The sequence below is a fragment of the Sediminicola sp. 1XM1-17 genome, from assembly GCF_037203765.1.
Lineage (GTDB): Bacteria > Bacteroidota > Bacteroidia > Flavobacteriales > Flavobacteriaceae > Sediminicola.
Genome location: NZ_JBBCAS010000006.1, coordinates 78,655 through 94,643, shown reverse-complemented (window position 1 = coordinate 94,643; position 15,989 = coordinate 78,655). Strand labels below are relative to the sequence as shown.

At 42.5% G+C, this 15,989-nt stretch carries 17 protein-coding genes and 1 tRNA gene; 3 read left to right on the top strand and 15 right to left on the bottom strand.

Translation table 11 applies throughout. From position 1 onward, the window contains the following. Window positions 1–41: 41 nt before the first annotated feature. The 15 genes from dinB to WAA86_RS10320 form a co-directional block, all read right to left on the bottom strand. Window positions 42–1,256, bottom strand: a complete 1,215-nt coding sequence (gene dinB / locus WAA86_RS10390; protein WP_337300937.1) for a DNA polymerase IV — start codon at window positions 1,254–1,256, stop codon at window positions 42–44. Between the two features lie 294 nt (window positions 1,257–1,550). Beyond that, complete coding sequence (locus WAA86_RS10385; protein WP_337300936.1) at window positions 1,551–1,871, bottom strand: Hpt domain-containing protein; 321 nt, start codon at window positions 1,869–1,871, stop codon at window positions 1,551–1,553. A 255-nt stretch (window positions 1,872–2,126) separates the two neighbouring features. Beyond that, entirely contained in the window at window positions 2,127–3,899 is a 1,773-nt protein-coding gene (locus tag WAA86_RS10380; RefSeq protein ID WP_337300935.1) for a MutS-related protein, read from the bottom strand. Window positions 3,900–3,958: 59 nt separating this feature from the next. Next, on the bottom strand, window positions 3,959–4,318 hold the full coding sequence (locus tag WAA86_RS10375) for an MmcQ/YjbR family DNA-binding protein (protein ID WP_337300934.1): 360 nt from the start codon (window positions 4,316–4,318) through the stop codon (window positions 3,959–3,961). Window positions 4,319–4,339: 21 nt separating this feature from the next. Continuing rightward, window positions 4,340–4,735 (bottom strand): Dabb family protein, encoded by a 396-nt coding sequence (locus WAA86_RS10370; RefSeq protein WP_337300933.1) that lies wholly within the window; start codon window positions 4,733–4,735, stop codon window positions 4,340–4,342. A gap of 4 nt (window positions 4,736–4,739) precedes the next feature. Next, entirely contained in the window at window positions 4,740–5,369 is a 630-nt protein-coding gene (locus tag WAA86_RS10365; RefSeq protein WP_337300932.1) for a DUF4230 domain-containing protein, read from the bottom strand. 51 nt (window positions 5,370–5,420) lie between these two features. Then, window positions 5,421–6,173: a cyclase family protein gene (locus tag WAA86_RS10360; RefSeq protein WP_337300931.1), complete on the bottom strand. Its 753-nt coding sequence runs from the start codon at window positions 6,171–6,173 to the stop codon at window positions 5,421–5,423. Between the two features lie 11 nt (window positions 6,174–6,184). Then, a complete protein-coding gene (gene hemW, locus WAA86_RS10355; RefSeq protein ID WP_337300930.1) occupies window positions 6,185–7,321 on the bottom strand; it encodes a radical SAM family heme chaperone HemW in 1,137 nt (378 codons plus the stop codon). A 55-nt stretch (window positions 7,322–7,376) separates the two neighbouring features. Next, window positions 7,377–7,739: a four helix bundle protein gene (locus WAA86_RS10350; protein WP_337300929.1), complete on the bottom strand. Its 363-nt coding sequence runs from the start codon at window positions 7,737–7,739 to the stop codon at window positions 7,377–7,379. A gap of 42 nt (window positions 7,740–7,781) precedes the next feature. Beyond that, window positions 7,782–8,339, bottom strand: coding sequence for a crossover junction endodeoxyribonuclease RuvC (gene ruvC / locus WAA86_RS10345; protein WP_337300928.1), 558 nt, complete (start codon window positions 8,337–8,339; stop codon window positions 7,782–7,784). Between the two features lie 4 nt (window positions 8,340–8,343). Next, window positions 8,344–8,820 carry a hypothetical protein gene (locus tag WAA86_RS10340; RefSeq protein WP_337300927.1) on the bottom strand — a complete coding sequence of 159 codons (477 nt, stop codon included), beginning with the start codon at window positions 8,818–8,820 and terminating at the stop codon, window positions 8,344–8,346. Between the two features lie 81 nt (window positions 8,821–8,901). After that, on the bottom strand, window positions 8,902–10,044 hold the full coding sequence (locus WAA86_RS10335; protein WP_337300926.1) for an MFS transporter: 1,143 nt from the start codon (window positions 10,042–10,044) through the stop codon (window positions 8,902–8,904). Between the two features lie 100 nt (window positions 10,045–10,144). Then, window positions 10,145–12,379, bottom strand: coding sequence for a hypothetical protein (locus WAA86_RS10330; RefSeq protein ID WP_337300925.1), 2,235 nt, complete (start codon window positions 12,377–12,379; stop codon window positions 10,145–10,147). A gap of 183 nt (window positions 12,380–12,562) precedes the next feature. After that, entirely contained in the window at window positions 12,563–13,285 is a 723-nt protein-coding gene (locus WAA86_RS10325) for a pirin family protein (protein WP_337300924.1), read from the bottom strand. Between the two features lie 150 nt (window positions 13,286–13,435). Then, window positions 13,436–13,516, bottom strand: a tRNA-Leu gene (locus WAA86_RS10320). A 134-nt stretch (window positions 13,517–13,650) separates the two neighbouring features. Between WAA86_RS10320 and WAA86_RS10315 the strand changes: the two genes are divergently transcribed. The 3 genes from WAA86_RS10315 (at window position 13,651) to pth (ending at window position 15,988) form a co-directional block, all read left to right on the top strand. Next, window positions 13,651–14,592: a ribose-phosphate pyrophosphokinase gene (locus WAA86_RS10315; RefSeq protein ID WP_337300923.1), complete on the top strand. Its 942-nt coding sequence runs from the start codon at window positions 13,651–13,653 to the stop codon at window positions 14,590–14,592. Between the two features lie 53 nt (window positions 14,593–14,645). Next, window positions 14,646–15,278 carry a 50S ribosomal protein L25/general stress protein Ctc gene (locus tag WAA86_RS10310; RefSeq protein WP_337300922.1) on the top strand — a complete coding sequence of 211 codons (633 nt, stop codon included), beginning with the start codon at window positions 14,646–14,648 and terminating at the stop codon, window positions 15,276–15,278. An 80-nt stretch (window positions 15,279–15,358) separates the two neighbouring features. Continuing rightward, on the top strand, window positions 15,359–15,988 hold the full coding sequence (gene pth, locus WAA86_RS10305; RefSeq protein ID WP_337300921.1) for an aminoacyl-tRNA hydrolase: 630 nt from the start codon (window positions 15,359–15,361) through the stop codon (window positions 15,986–15,988). Window position 15,989 lies beyond the last annotated feature (1 nt).

The window sequence follows — 15,989 nt, the reverse complement described above, 5'->3', positions numbered from 1 at the left end:
AAAAGTTTCAATGTTCGGTACTAAGGGCAAACGCGATCTTCCTACTGCTTTCTGTGTGCCAGAATGATGGGCGGCTGTCCGTTGAACGGATTCTGCATCCTGCCAATGGTCTTTGCCCCCAACCCAGAGGCCCTGAGCACACTTTTGTCCCCAAAGCGTTCCCTGATCTTGTCCAGGGCGGCATATAGGTTCAGGGCCTCCTCGGTATCGTCGAACAAATTGATCTGATAATTGCCCTGTACCAAATGGCTGAACCTGATCCCGATGAGCCGCACCAATAGCCTTTTATTGTAAAGGGTATCGAACATTTCCAAAATTTTGGGAATCAGGATATGGTCTGCACTGGTAAAAGGAATCTTCAATTGTTTGGAATAGGTGTTGAAATCCGAATAGCGGATCTTGACCGCTATACAGGCCGTTAACTTATCGCCCCTCCTCAATTGGAAGGCGAGGTTCTCGGTCATGGCGACAAGGATGCCCCGAAGTTTGATAACATCTATGGTGTCCTTATCAAAAGTACGTTCAGTGGAAATGGATTTTCGCTCCGAAAAAGGAATCACGGGGGTATTGTCTATCCCATTGGCGCGTTTCCAAATAACGCCCCCATTGGCACCCAGTACCCGTTGCATCATATCCATGGGCATTTCTTGGATGGTCTTCACCTGTCGCAGTCCCAAATTGCGGAGTACCTGATAGGTCTTATCGCCCACCATAGGTATTTTTTTGATGGACAAGGGGGCCAAAAAAGGCTTTTCGTAACCCAGATCTATTTTTAATTGATTGTTGGGTTTTGCCTCATTGGTCGCCACTTTGGAAACCACCTTGTTGCACGAAAGTCCAAAAGAGATGGGCAGACCGGTTTCTTTGATGATCCTGTTCCTAAGTTCGGAGGCATAGTGGTAGCAGCCAAAAAAACGGTCCATTCCCGTGAGGTCCGCGTAAAACTCATCGATACTCGATTTTTCAAAAAGGGGCACCTGCTCTTTAATGATATCGGTGACCATGTCCGAGTGCTTGCTGTAGGTCCCTGCATTGCCCTTGATGACCACCGCTTCAGGACACAACTGTTTGGCCATTTTCATGGGCATTCCGGAATGCACCCCAAACCCTCTGGTCTCATAACTGCATGCGGCAACGACACCCCTGTCACTGGTACCACCTACCAGCAGGGGACGGTGCTTTAACCTACTGTCCTGCAGCCGTTCCACGGATACAAAAAATGTATCCAAATCCAAATGAAGTATCGTCTTATCCATTGCACACCAAAAAAAGGTATACAAAATTATGGAATATTTCCAATTTAATGGAATATTTCCAAATTATTAACATCAAAAAGTTATCCACTTAGGAGATCTCCTTGGTTTTCAAGTTCGGTACAAAAACAAATGTGGGTAGGAAAAAGAAAGAATGCTATCCCATTGGCATGGACAATAGTTATTGCTGTATTTGGACAATGTTATATAGAGCTTAAACTACCCAGGAATACACAGTATACGCGTCAGATCAGTTTAGAAGGGCAGCGGTTTTCCAAGAACCCTTGGTGGAGCCCTCTATAGGGTTTTGATGTAAGACTCTATGCGTTCCAGAATCTCCAAGAACTCCTTTTGTAATTTTGGGTCCTCGTACCGGAGATCCTGTTCATAACGGAGGGCCAAGCGGTAGCCTTCCTGTAACCCCAGAAAGTTAAGTTTGGGCTTTAATTTCTGTACCATTTGCATGGTATCCCTATATCGCTTATCCCCAAGATTTTCCAGGTAGACCTCTTTTTCTTTGGGAAACTCCTGCTTGATCAGCGCAATAAATTTTTTCTCGAGCACCTCATCTCCTCCGGACAATTCCCTGATGTAATTTAAATGTGGTACCTCTTTCATTCTGATTCGTTAGCGCCAAAGAAGAAGGGCTTCAATAACCCGCGTAGAACAATTCCCATAGTTATGCCCAATAAACAACCCCATACTGACAAAGGTTTGACATGGTATGGCTACCATTTCTCCAGCGCTACAAATGTAGGTAAATTCTCATTTTAAAGCGACTTATACGCCTACAGATACGTGATATTTTCGAAAAAAAGAAATTGTATAGACTTTAATCCAATACATGGAGCCCCCAAATACCCATGTACCACTTCAATCTACAATTTGCATTTTTTTCAACAGAAAGGAAGCATTCATATTTTGGCATATACCGTCTTTGAACTTATAGTCAAAATGGAGTTCCCCATCAACGATCTCTGCATCGAAATAGTGATTTTCTACTTGGGGCATGGTTTCGGATGCCTCACATAAACTTAAATCATGGGTGGCTATGATTCCCGTTGCCTTGGAGCCAATCAGTTTTTCCACAAACTTTCTTGATCCGATGGCCTTGTCCGTACTATTGGTCCCTTTGAGTATTTCATCCAGAACAATAAAATAGCGGTCGGTCTGAATCTCGTCCACAATAAATTTCAACCGTTTCAATTCCGAGAAAAAGTACGATTCATCATCTGTTAAAGAATCCGAGGTACGCATACTGGTTATTAATTTTATTGGAGCATAGGCTGTGGCGCTGGCACAAACGGGCAATCCCATATTGGCCATGACAATTTGCAGGGATACGGTCCTCAAAAAGGTACTCTTTCCAGCCATATTGGCTCCGGTAATTATAAAAAACTGTTCTTTTTGTATTTCAAAATTATTGGTAATTCTCTTTTGGGGATCCAATAGGGGATGTGCCGCATCCGAAGCCTTTAGGACAATAGTGCTATCGGTCAACTCGGGAAATACATAATTGGGATGATTAAAGGCAAAATTACCCAAACTACTGTAGGCGTCAAAAAATGCGATGGTATCGAACCACTGGTCCACCTCCTGCCCATAGCTTTTGATCCATTGCTCTATTTTATAGGCCTGTTTCAGGTCCCATAACAAAAAGCCATTCCCAACTACCCCAAAGAACATATTGTTGCGCTGGTCCAAAGCTCCCAATAGTCTTGCAAAGTCGTTCAACACCGACGATGTTTTACGATCTTTCCTAGCTACCATTTTCTTTTTATGCTCTAGGAGTCCCGATTTGAATTCTGTATTTTCGATCTCAGAAATCAGCTTTTGATATTGCTGGAAAACGGTTTGGACCTTTCCCGTTTGCGCAGCCAAAATATTGATCTTACCCAAAAATGATCCCGTGATGCCCAAGCCCAACAAGAACCAAGAGCCCAATACATACCCTGAGACCACATCCATAACATAGAGCATCGCAACCACTATGGATAGTACTGAAAATACCATTGGGACATATCTCATGACCTTCGGAACAAACAGTTTGTAAGCCTTTAGCCAATCTGTAATGGTATTGGCCGTTATTTCCGTTTTCACCAAGGCGGCCTCAGCTTCATATTTTTGTCGCCATTCCGGCATATTCGCCAACTCCTTGATCCCTGCTTGCTTTTCAGATATATTCTCAATATTATTTTCAGTAAACAGTTGGGCCAATTTTTTGGTTCCCTCTTCCAAGTTGGTCCTGTTGGCATACTGAAAAAAAGAACCTTTCCCGAACAGATCTATATCCTGACTGAAATGGTGCAGGGGGTCTGCAAACCGACTCCCGTCGGGCAATCCTTTGTAATCCCTGGCCAATACCTTGATCTCTGTCTCGTTGATCTTGATCAGGGCAACCAACTTTTCTTTTTTGATTACCAAATCGGAATGGCGGGATACCATGAACACAAAAAGAACAATAGTCCCCAGAATAATTCCGATGACCAGTTTGGTATCCCCCAATGAAAAGTAAATACCGGCAACTGCGGCCAAAAACACCAACAACCTCAACATACTGGAAACCCATAAAAGTTTCTTGATTTGAGTCGATTCTGTTGTGTGCTTTACAATTTGGTTCCTATAAAAGGCAATAAGGTGCTCCATCTTGGAAATTGAAGATTACTATTCTTTAAAGGCCGTAAATATACCCATATTTAGAATGCTCAAAGGGCATCCAAGGCTGCCTTTAACTTTTTGGTAAGACCAGCGACAACCAGATCATAGGAGTCATCTATGAGCTCCATGACCAAGGAAGTTGGCAAATGATGTTCTATATAAAGGGTATTCCAGTGCGTCTTGCTCATATGATAACCCGGAATGATGATCCCGTCATAGGCTTCCCTAAGTTCAATGGCCCTGTCCGGATCACACTTTAAATTGACCTGGGAAGGAATTCGCTCCAATGGGGCCAGGGCGAACATTTTGCCCATGACCTTAAATACCAAGGTATCGGCATCGAAAGGGAATTCCTCTGTGACTCCTTTTTTGGCAATACAATAGGCCCTAAATGCTTCAATATCCATATGCTGAGATTGATAAACGTTCTAAATTCCCATGGCGTCATAGACAATGACCCGATCCCAAAGCTCTTGGGATTCTTCAATGAACAACAAATGGGCTTCTTCCTTTTGATAAAGTTCCTGGGCCGCAGCCGATTCAAAACTTAAGACCAAGGAATAGGTGAATGAATCATCAACCACCTCCCGCGATGCCTTGGGTGGTCTCCCAATAAATTGGGTTTTGGCATATTTGGAATGGTCCAAAAATTTTCTGAGCGAAACCTCAAATTTTTTATTGGCAGCCTCATTTGTGGGGTCTTTCATCCAAAAGAATACAGTATGCACATAATTGTCATCAAAATCTTGGCTATTACTTTTCTCTTGGGCGGTTCCTATAACAATTGACATCAAAAAGCCAACCAGTACTACTATTTTTCGCATGTTTTTATTCTTTACTTTCCAATATTTGTTTTTCCCGATCACTCATTTCCAAAGCGGAAAAATCTAACGTCCAGCCAATGGTCTCCACTATTTTCTCGATCAGGAGCACGGCCTCCAAAGCTTCCTTCCGGGCTGAATCCATTAGCCCGCTCTCCGGTATTTTTTCCCTGATATGCTTTTTTGCCTCTTGGTTCAACGCGGTAAGGTCATCCGGGGAAAAGGAATTGAACAATCCGTTTTTTATATCATAAAATTGTAGGTCGGGCTCTATGGACAATATTTCGGGTTGTGGAAAATTGATCAGGATGATCTTTTTCTTATCAGTGTCGGCATGCATCTTCACCTTTTTGAGATCGTAACCAATATGGGCCTTGGCATTGATGACGATCAAAGCTCTCTTTTTTCCGCTCCACAGGCTTTTGAAACCCCCTTTGGTGTTCTCGTATCTATAGATTTCGGCAAATTCCCCTTCCACGGAAACCAACCGGCACACACTTCTGATCTTATCCAATAAGACTACAGATTGATGCTCCGTAAGATCTTTTCTGTTCTTCTTACGGAAATACGAAAAAACCCAATAGGTAACAATGGCTCCTAAGATCAGGCCAAGGAATATTTCAAGTATATCTCCCATTTCACGTATTGTTTTACCCTATCCGACAGATGTTGTGTTAATCCGTACAGTTTACTGATCCATAATTTTATACAGTACCGGCCTACTGGGGCTGGCATCGTTTTCCATTGGTGCTATCTGTAGGTTCAAGAAATATTTTCCATCAGATATGGTATTGGCCACAAAAATAAATTCGGTTATTGTGGCTTTGTTTCTAACATTTCCTCCGAAATTCCAAAAGGCCTTGTGTGCCAAGAGTTCTCCGTTATCCTTTTCCTTATCTACAGATGGCAGATCTATAAGCAAGTGTTCCACACCACTTTCCACAAGAAATTCTGCTGCCTCTACCTGCAGGTAGGGCGGATTGGTATTGGAATATTGTTTGGAAAGCTTATCCGATAAATTGGGCAGGGTCCGGATAATCACTGCCTGCCTCCTTTTGTTACCAAGGGCATATTTTAGTTGTTTCTTGGAGATCACAAAATCCCCTTTTTGCTTTTCGGGTGCTATGGTAATCACCTCCGCCATAAAGAAAAACTGGTCCAAACACTTGTTGACGGAATGGAACGCCTCGGTAATGTGCCCTACGCATTCGGTATGGGTTCCGTGGGCGTGCGGGTTGAAGGAAATATCATTGAAATTGGTTGAAGCCCCTTCCGTAACCTTGCCCACAAAATCGCCTTCGGTATGGGGCTCTATTTTTGGTGGACCAACATACCAGGCGTTAACATTGGAAACGCCGCTGCGAAGGGTCATGGAAATATCCAAAGGCCTGGAAAGGTCTATATGGTAATTTTTGGTGTTGTATGTAATTTTGGCTATCAAAGGAATGTGTTTTATTCTCCTAAATTAAGAAGAAACAGGTCACTGGCAATCCCATCGCTCAAAAACTTGCCTTTTTTGGATACCAAAAGGGTATCTCCATCCAAAAACAACAACTGTTCCTCCAAATGCTTTTTGGCCTGCTGTAAGATATAGGCATGGTAACGATCACCAAATTCGGTTTTGATCCGATTCAAGGAGACTCCCCAAATGGTGCGTAGCCCTGTCATAACATATTCATTGTAATTATCTGTAGTGGACAATACCTCAACCTCCATGGGCAACCTTCCCTCTTGGATGGATTTGATGTATTTCGGATTGTTGGCAATGTTCCAACCCCTTCTTTTCCCGTCAAAGGAATGGGCGGACGGACCAATCCCCATATACTTTTTCCCTTGCCAATAGGCCGTATTGTTTTTGGAATAAAACCCTGGTTTGCCAAAATTTGATATTTCATAATTATCAAAGCCTGCCTGTGATAGGGTATTGGCCAAAATAGTATAATGTTCCTGTGCCAGCTCATCATCTACTGGGGGAACCACGCCTTGATCTATAAACTTTTTAAGCGCCGTTTTGGGTTCAACTGTCAATGCATAACTGGATATATGGGGAATCTGGAATGATAGTGCCTTTTCAATGTTCTGCTGCCAACGTTCCTTGGTCATCCCGGGAACACCATAAATAAGATCTATGGATATGTTATCGAAATAAGTGCTGGCCTCCCGGATACAGGTCTCGGCCTCTACCGCGTTATGGGCCCTGTTCATCATTCGTAGATCGTCCTCAAAAAAGGATTGTATCCCAATGCTCAGCCTGTTGATTGGTGAATCTGCCAGGGCCTTTATTTTTGAACTGTCAAGATCATCGGGATTGGCCTCCAGGGTAATTTCCGGATTTTCAATGACGTTGTAATTCTTGTATATCGTTGCAATGATGGCATTGATCTCCAATGTGCTCAGGACCGAAGGCGTCCCCCCACCAAAATAAATGGTCCCTACGGTTTCTCCCTTAAATTCATCCTTGCGCAGTTCAAGCTCACGCTGCAAGGCATTGATCATCGCTTCCTTCTTCCCCATGCTTGTGGAAAAATGGAAGTCGCAATAATGACAAGCTTGTTTGCAAAAAGGGATATGGATATAAATTCCGCTCATTTCATTTAGCAATTAGCAATTAGCAATTAGCAATTAGCAAAAATCACTATTATTATTATTTACTACCGATTCTGGTGGTTTTTAAAATTGAAAACATAATTTTTGATAACTCATCAGCATTATCAATTAATTTATTTGCCTTATTTATGGGAATATAATCCGAATCCTTCATTAAAGACAACCAATATTTCGTTTCTAAACTTTCTTTATATGCTATTGAGATCTTTGAAGAGAAATCGGCTTTAGAAATTGCACCGTTCGCCTCGGCTGCATTAGCCCCAATTGAAGTTCCTGATTTTAATAATTGCTTTGAAAGCGTAAATTCTTTTTTGTTCTGGATTAAATCTTTATATAATTCAACAATGCATAAAGCAAAATTATAGGGCTTCACTGATAAGGGATTATTTTCAATACCCATCTATTAAGTTTTAGAGCCTTTTATTATTAATTGATTATTGTTTTACTGTTTCTTTACCTTATTGGCATTCTGTTTTACAAAAGCATCCCAACCCGAATAACTTTTACCGATCTCAATTCTGCCCTCATTATAAAAATGGCAAACAGCAGCTGCCAGTCCGTCCGTACTGTCCAGATTTTTGGGGAGGGATTTCAATCCCAAGGTACTTTGCAGCATTCTAGCAACCTGTTCCTTGCTGGCATTACCATTTCCGGTGATCGCCATTTTTATTTTCTTTGGAAGGTATTCCGTGATCGGGATCTGCCTGGAAAGTCCGGCTGCCATGGCCACCCCCTGTGCCCTTCCCAATTTGAGCATGGATTGCACATTTTTACCAAAAAAGGGAGCTTCTATGGCAATTTCATCCGGATGGTAGGTATCAATAAGCTCTATGGTCCGTTCAAAAATAAGCTTTAGTTTTATGTATGGGTCGTCGTACTTTTGGAGCAAGAGCTCGTTCATCTGTAAAAACTCCATCTTCTTGTTAACCACCTTGATCAGGCCAAAACCCATTATGGTAGTTCCCGGGTCTATCCCCAATATAATCTTTTCGTTTGCCAAAATTTTATTTTGTGTTCAACACTATCGGTATCCTAAACTTTGCACCTACCGGAATACCCCTTTTTAAAGCGGGTGCCACCGGCGGTAAGGTCATCAAACTTCTGGTGATGATAATTTCAAACTCTGGAATCTGGTCCTCTATCCGTGCATTTTTATTCATCTGCAACAATGAAATAGCCCCCATCTTATCAATCTTAAAATCGATAAAGACAGTATCATGCACATCTCCCTCCAGCTCGTATTCGAACTCATTCAATGTAGCGGAAAAATGCCCGAGCAACGTGTTTTCAAAACATGCTTTCTGGCTCGCCAAACTGGCAACCTCGTCGCAATTGTCGAAGAGTGGATACTGGTCTACCCCATTCCAATCAATGGTTTGCATTTCTTGGTCCACCAGTCTTTGGGTCCGGACTTCCTTGGAAGGAAACCAGTCACAAGAGGTCAAAATACACAGAAGCCATAAAAATCCATACTTGCGCATGTATATCAAATTCTTTGTTGAAAATTACAATTTTTTGTGCACGTGGCAGACATAATCCATGACCTATCCAACCTAAAAGCCCTATTCCTGATTTTTTTGGTACCTAAATATCAATTGGGAGACGGGAATAAGCATTAATCCAGATATGATAAATAGAATAAAGGAAATCCTTAATCCAAATGCATGTGCCAGATAACCAATTAAGGGCGGGCCTATGAACATCCCCAATATCCCGTAGGTTCCGATAATGGAAATTACCATTCCCGCAGAATACTTCTTTGAGGTTCCCGCCAAAGTCATGGTCATCGGAAAAATGGATGCCGCCCCAAAACCTACAATACAGAATCCTATCATGGCAGGCCAGAAGAAAGGTAGCACAATAATCATTAAAACTCCTATTGAAATCAAAAGGGCACTGAGCAAATAGGTTTTCTCAACCCCGATACGATCAATGATATGATCTGAAAGAAACCTGGAGAGGGCCATAAAAATCATAAAGACCAAATACCCCAAGGTAAACACCTCCACCTGAATCACCTCCTTGAAATAGACCCCGCTCCAATCGTACATTCCACCTTCACACAAGGCCGCAAAAAAAATCAGGATACCCAGATTCAGGATAAATGGGTCTGGTTTTCCTATGATCAATTTGTTGCCATGGGGTGATCTATCATTGCGCAACAACAGCTTAAAAGCCATCAGGGCCACCAATAATACTATTAGGGAAACGGCCATCAGATGTACGGCCATGGAAACCTGTAGTTTCACCAAAAGGGAAGAAAAGCCAACCCCCGCTATCCCGCCTGTACTCCATATGCCGTGGAAACTACCGTTAATTTTTCTATTGAACAGCTTTTGAAGCGTAATCGCCTGTGTATTCATGGCAATGTTCAAGATGCGCATACTAAAGGAAAACAGGCATATGGCGGCCACCAACATAAATGGGGTCTGTGCCCAACCTATGGCTGTAAGTCCCAAACTAAAAAAGAAGAATGACACCACTAAAGGGATCCGACTATCGAAACGGGATACCAACCACCCTGAAATAGGCAACCCCACCAAAGAGCTTATCGGCATGGCCAGCAAGAGACTGCCCAATTCCGCTTCGTTGAAATCAAAATTCGACTTTATCGTGGGGATACGGGAAGCCCAGGTCGCAAAGCAAAAGCCCGAGAGAAAAAAATAAATGCTTAAGGTAATCCTTTGCTTGCCCTTTAACTCCATACTCCTTTAAAAAAGGGCAAATATCGCCAAGTATATTGGAATAAACACATTTTTCGCAATTCCCAACAACAAAATTGATTTCGGTGACGAACATCAACTCTTAAATTATGAATTTAGAGGTCAGCGTATTCACAAACAGAATATTACCAACATGATCATAGCCTTCGAACATTTCGATGCCCCTGTCAGATTTGATCATCCCCTCGTGAAAGCCCAAGAGGGTAAGATCGGCATCCATGGAAAAATCGTTTACGAGCTGCTTCCTGTCCACCCCTTCGTCCGTGGCTATGACCCGGATGTTTTTTGCAGAAATCGGCAAACGTCCGCTAGAGGTAAGTTGGATCAGGTTTTCTTCCTCTTGTTTCAGGTTTTCCTTTGGGAAGGTGGCAAATATTTTAATTTGTCCTTTTTTCCAATCCGGATGGCCTAGGATGATATAGGACAACAGGATCATAAGGTTTGCATTCTCATAATCCTCTTTTCGGATCCAGACATGGATATCTTTTTTGTATCCAAATCCCTTATCCGAACTCGCCAAGATGCATAGGTCATATTTGGCCGTTTTAAGGACGCTGTAATTATCCACGATAACGGAAAGCCAATCTACTTCTCCCTTTTTGAACTCAAAGAGCATCATATTATTGGGCTGGCCCGATATCCCTGGTTGTTGAATGGCCTGAATGATCGCCCCAGTATTGGAAGGCGAAATCAAGGTTTCCAAATAAACGTTGGATTTACTATTGGAAGCAATGGTGATCAGTTTTTTCAACTTTTCCTCGGCCATCAATTTTGATTCCTTGGAAAAATATTCCTTTTCAAAATGGATATAGGTTCCAAAGCCATACCGATGGGAGATCCATTTCATCATTTCCAAGGCACTGTATCTCTCAAAACTGTCCTTGGACAGGCAAAGCACGGCAGGGCGCCAATCCTCCTCCTCTTTCACCTTTTCCGATTTTTGTAGAAATACCTGTATGGTCCTATTGAACTGATGGATGACCCCTTGAAAAATACTGGCCATCCCTTTCTCGGTATCGCTTTTTAGGGATATGTAAAAATACAACACCACCATGAGCAGGATGGCGGCAAAAGCATAAGGGGTATTAATCTTGAACATCAGATATATACACATAATGGCCCCCAAGAGGGAAAGGTACCATTTGGATTTAAAAGAGGGCCTGTAGGAAGGATCGGCCGCAAAATGCTGCATAAATGATATTAGGCATAGGGACCCATAGGTGACCATAAAAAACATGGAAATTATCTCCGCTACGGCATTTACATCGCCCAGCAACACAAATATCAGGGCAATCACGCTGGTAAGGATTGTGGCATTACGGGGTTCGTTGTTCTTTTTTACGCCCTTGGCCACCCAATAGTTCACAAACCTATTATGAAAAACCTTATCCCCTCCGATGGCCTGTAAGGTTCTGGGGGCCACCATAAATGAGCCGAGTGCTGAGGATATGGTTGCGGCGGCCAGTCCAATGGGGATGATGGGGCCCCAGATAGCAATCTTACCCATCACCAATTGGTCGTTAACCAGGTCGGCCGTACTGGCAGAGCTTATTAATTTATAGGCGATGAACACGTAGATCACCATGCCGATAATGGTAGCGGCCAAGGTCCCCATGGGGATGGATTTTTTGGGATCCCTCAGATCCCCGGAGAGTCCAACCCCGGCCGTCATTCCGGTAAAAGCCGGAAAAATAATGGCAAACACATAAAAGAATCCTTTATCGGAAGTAACACCATTAAAGAGCATGGTACTATCAAACACCTCGGTGTACTCCGTGGAACCCATAAAAAAAAGGATCAGGGAAATGGCAAGTATGGCCACAACCACATATAGTGCCTTCATACCCAAATCGGCACCTTTGGTAACCATCAACCATATCAAGGCCAACAATGCAGGGATACTGAACAACCTATTATCATAGAGTTCATAGCCAAATTCGCTGAGTACCCAGGGTTTAATAGCTTCAAAAGCTTCCGCAAAGGCAATGACATAGAATGCAACACTAATTGCTTGGGACAGGTATAGCGCTATTCCTATGGCCGCACCTATGGTAACCCCAAAGGAACGGGAAATAATAAAATATTCGCCTCCCCCTTCCACCTTCTGATTGGTTGCAATTTCTGCCAGGGCCATGGCCGTGGGTATGGTAACCATATGGCCAATGAGGATAATCAACAGGGTCCCAGCGAATCCCACGGACCCTACTGCAAATCCAAACCTCAAAAACATCACGGCCCCCAAAATAGTGGAAATGGCCGTTAAAAATACCGGGAGTGTACCAAAATTGGCTTTAGCTGAAGCAAGGGTTTTACTCATGTTGCTAAATATTAAGTGGCTTATTTGAAATAAGTTACATAATATTCAGAACATTTATAGGAATATGTGGGTATAATATCTTCCGATAGGGGCCAGTACCGCCCACTATTACAGTACAATGGATCTATTTTGGACTTTGTTCCAGTAAGACATTAATTCTGTTGTGCTGAGCTTTGGTAGATATTAGGACAGCTCCATGGGCACTTCCATAACTAGCACCTTGGCATCTGTATCTGCTTTGATCTCGATATCTTCCACATCCCAGATACCAAATCCGTCCCGTTTGTCCAATGCCTGTCCATCTACAGAAACACTGCCCTCCAGTACAAAGACATAGATACCGTTCCCAGGCTTGTGAAGATGGTAGTTCCGAGATATACCTGCCTCTAGGTTCCCCATAAAAAACCAGGCATCCTGATGTATCCAAACCCCTTCATCGTCGGGATTGGGAGACAACACCTGATAGAGTTCATTCCTTTTTTCTACATCACCAATGGCAATCTGGTCATACCTCGGGGTCACATTTTGTTTGTTTGGGAACACCCAAATCTGCAAAAATTTTACAGCTCTATCCCGGTTCTTATTTTGCTCTGAGTGTGAGATTCCGGTTCCGGCACTCAGCACTTGAACGTCTCCTTGACTAATAACCGCCACATTCCCCATACTGTCCTTATGCTGCAAATCCCCTTCCAGCGGAATGGAAATGATTTCCATGTTGTTGTGGGGATGGGTCCCAAAACCCATACCTCCTGCCACGACATCATCATTGAGGACCCTAAGAACTCCGAAATTCATGCGTTCACGGTCGTGGTAGTTTGCAAAGCTAAAGGTGTGGTGGCTATCCAACCACCCGTGATTGGCATGACCTCTTGTGTTAGCTTTATGAAGAACTGTGTTTTTGGACATCTCTTTTTTTTTTACAAAAATAGGTTCCTCCCCATATAATGGGTATTAAAATTCTCTTAAGACTTGTAACGAATGCCCAAAAGTCACATAACTTTTCAAGAAGGAGATGGGGTTAACAAAACAAAAGCCCCACATTTCTGTGAGGCTTTGTACCTTGGGTGGGAATCGAACCCACACGTCAAAGACACTGGATTTTGAATCCAGCGCGTCTACCAATTCCGCCACCAAGGCAAATTTTGGACTGCAAAAATAGAAATTATTTTCATTTTCACACAAAAAAAAACAAAATTTATATCTTCTCAACACAATTAATTTCTAAATTTGCACCTCGTTTGAGAAAATCCTTGAAAATAAACACTTTAAGAATGCCCTATCAAGTACCAGAACCTAAAATTTTTGCATGTACCCAAAGTACGCATTTAGCGGAAAGGATTGCAAAATCATTTGGATCCGATTTAGGAAAGGTTATCTTTTCCAGATATAGCGATGGCGAGTTTCAACCGTCTTTTGAAGAATCGGTACGTGGGGCGAGGGTTTTTATAGTGGGATCCACAAATCCAAGTTCTGAGAACTTAATGGAAATGCTGTTGATGTTGGATGCCGCCAAGCGTGCCTCAGCTAGACATATTACAGCGGTGATGCCCTATTTTGGTTGGGCCAGACAAGATAGAAAAGACAAGCCAAGAGTTCCGATTGCAGCAAAATTGGTTGCAAAAATGTTGGAAGTTGCCGGTGCCACAAGGATCATTACCATGGACCTTCACGCCGATCAGATTCAAGGGTTTTTTGAAAAACCGGTAGATCATTTATTTGCCTCTACATTGTTTTTGCCTTATCTAAAAAATCTGAATTTGGACAACCTGACCATTGCTTCCCCGGATATGGGTGGATCAAAAAGGGCCTATGCCTATTCCAAGGCTTTGGAATGCGACGTGGTCATCTGTTACAAACAGAGGGAAAAAGCCAACATAATTTCCCATATGGAACTCATAGGGGATGTCCAGGGCAAAAATGTGGTCTTGGTAGATGATATGGTGGATACTGCCGGAACCTTGACAAAAGCAGCCGATTTGATGATGGAACGCGGTGCTGTCAGTGTTAGGGCTATCACAACTCATGCCTTGTTATCCGGTGATGCCTATGAAAAAATTGAGAAGTCCAAACTATCAGAACTTATAGTGACCGACTCCATTCCCCTAAAAAAGGAAAGCAATAAGGTAAAAGTATTGAGTTGTGCGGAATTGTTTTCGGATGTTATGCAACGTGTACACCAAAACACCTCCATAAGTTCAAAATTTTTAATGTAAGCCTGGAATTCCCAGGAATAGAAAGCGTATTTAATTAATAATTAATATATATAATGAAGTCAATTACAATTAAAGGATCAGAAAGAGAAAGCGTGGGCAAGAAGGCTAGTAAGGCTCTACGTAATGCTGGAAAGGTTCCTTGCGTGTTATACGGAGGGGATAAGCCACTACACTTTACAGCAGATGAGTTATCATTCAAAGATTTAGTGTACACCCCTAACGCTCACACGGCTGTGATTGATTTGGGTAAAACTAAATTCAACGCGGTATTGCAGGATATCCAGTTTCACCCTGTAACGGATGCCATCCTACACGTTGATTTTTACCAATTGTTCAGTGACAAGCTTGTTACTATGCAAATTCCAGTTAACTTGGTAGGTAACTCTCCAGGGGTAAGAAATGGTGGTAGATTATTATGGAGAAAAAGGAAACTTGCCATTAAGGCACTTCCTGACAATCTTCCAGATTTCTTCAATGTGGATATCTCTAAATTGAAAATTGGAGGTTACATTACAGTTGCATCTCTTCTAAGTGACGATTTTACTATTTTACATCCAGATTCAACTTTGGTTGTACAGGTTAAATCTGCCCGTAACGCAGTTCTTGTTGAAGAGGATGAAGAAGAAGGAGCAGAAGGAGCAGAAGGAGCAGAGGCTGCTGAAGCAACTACTGAAGCTACAGAATAGTTACATATTCACTATACTTAAAAGCATCCCAAGAAATTGGGATGCTTTTGTATTTTTACGCCAAATTAAATGCCCAGACTATGTTTGGATTGCTTAAATCCCTTTTTACCACCAAAAAGACCCTCCTCGAGGAAAAGGAACCCATGAAAAAATTTTTAATTGTCGGTTTAGGAAATATTGGAGCAGAATACGCCAATACAAGACATAATATTGGTTTTAAAATTTTGGATGATATTGCCAAAACGGAGGAACTGACTTTTGAGACCCAAAAATTAGGGGATGTCTCCATCCTAAAAGTGAAGGGACGAAGCGTCTTACTTCTAAAGCCCTCTACCTATATGAACCGTAGCGGCAAAGCCATAAAGTACTGGATGGAGAAGGAAAAGATTCCCATGGAAAACCTGATGGTCATCACCGATGACATCAACCTCCCGTTTGGCACCATTCGGGTAAAGACCAAGGGCAGCGATGGCGGCCATAATGGCTTAAAGGATACCCAAGCGAGTTTGGAAACCACCAATTACAATCGCTTTAGATTTGGGGTAGGGGCCGATTTTGGTCAGGGAAGACAAGTTGATTATGTACTTGGGGAATGGAACGAAGAGGAACAGAAAGCATTACCGGAACGCTTTAAGAAGGCTACGGAATTGATAAAATCCTTTGTTCTGGCCGGAATAAACCGCACCATGAACCAATACAACAACTCCTAGT

Bases quoted from the DNA above. Each gene is read 5' to 3' on its own strand.
- dinB (WP_337300937.1), bottom strand. From the start codon at position 1,256: ATGGATAAGACGATACTTCATTTGGATTTGGATACATTTTTTGTATCC.
- WAA86_RS10385 (WP_337300936.1), bottom strand. From the start codon at position 1,871: ATGAAAGAGGTACCACATTTAAATTACATCAGGGAATTGTCCGGAGGA.
- WAA86_RS10380 (WP_337300935.1), bottom strand. From the start codon at position 3,899: ATGGAGCACCTTATTGCCTTTTATAGGAACCAAATTGTAAAGCACACA.
- WAA86_RS10375 (WP_337300934.1), bottom strand. From the start codon at position 4,318: ATGGATATTGAAGCATTTAGGGCCTATTGTATTGCCAAAAAAGGAGTC.
- WAA86_RS10370 (WP_337300933.1), bottom strand. From the start codon at position 4,735: ATGCGAAAAATAGTAGTACTGGTTGGCTTTTTGATGTCAATTGTTATA.
- WAA86_RS10365 (WP_337300932.1), bottom strand. From the start codon at position 5,369: ATGGGAGATATACTTGAAATATTCCTTGGCCTGATCTTAGGAGCCATT.
- hemW (WP_337300930.1), bottom strand. From the start codon at position 7,321: ATGAGCGGAATTTATATCCATATCCCTTTTTGCAAACAAGCTTGTCAT.
- WAA86_RS10350 (WP_337300929.1), bottom strand. From the start codon at position 7,739: ATGGGTATTGAAAATAATCCCTTATCAGTGAAGCCCTATAATTTTGCT.
- WAA86_RS10340 (WP_337300927.1), bottom strand. From the start codon at position 8,820: ATGCGCAAGTATGGATTTTTATGGCTTCTGTGTATTTTGACCTCTTGT.
- WAA86_RS10335 (WP_337300926.1), bottom strand. From the start codon at position 10,044: ATGGAGTTAAAGGGCAAGCAAAGGATTACCTTAAGCATTTATTTTTTT.
- WAA86_RS10330 (WP_337300925.1), bottom strand. From the start codon at position 12,379: ATGAGTAAAACCCTTGCTTCAGCTAAAGCCAATTTTGGTACACTCCCG.
- WAA86_RS10325 (WP_337300924.1), bottom strand. From the start codon at position 13,285: ATGTCCAAAAACACAGTTCTTCATAAAGCTAACACAAGAGGTCATGCC.
- WAA86_RS10315 (WP_337300923.1), top strand. From the start codon at position 13,651: ATGCCCTATCAAGTACCAGAACCTAAAATTTTTGCATGTACCCAAAGT.
- WAA86_RS10310 (WP_337300922.1), top strand. From the start codon at position 14,646: ATGAAGTCAATTACAATTAAAGGATCAGAAAGAGAAAGCGTGGGCAAG.
- pth (WP_337300921.1), top strand. From the start codon at position 15,359: ATGTTTGGATTGCTTAAATCCCTTTTTACCACCAAAAAGACCCTCCTC.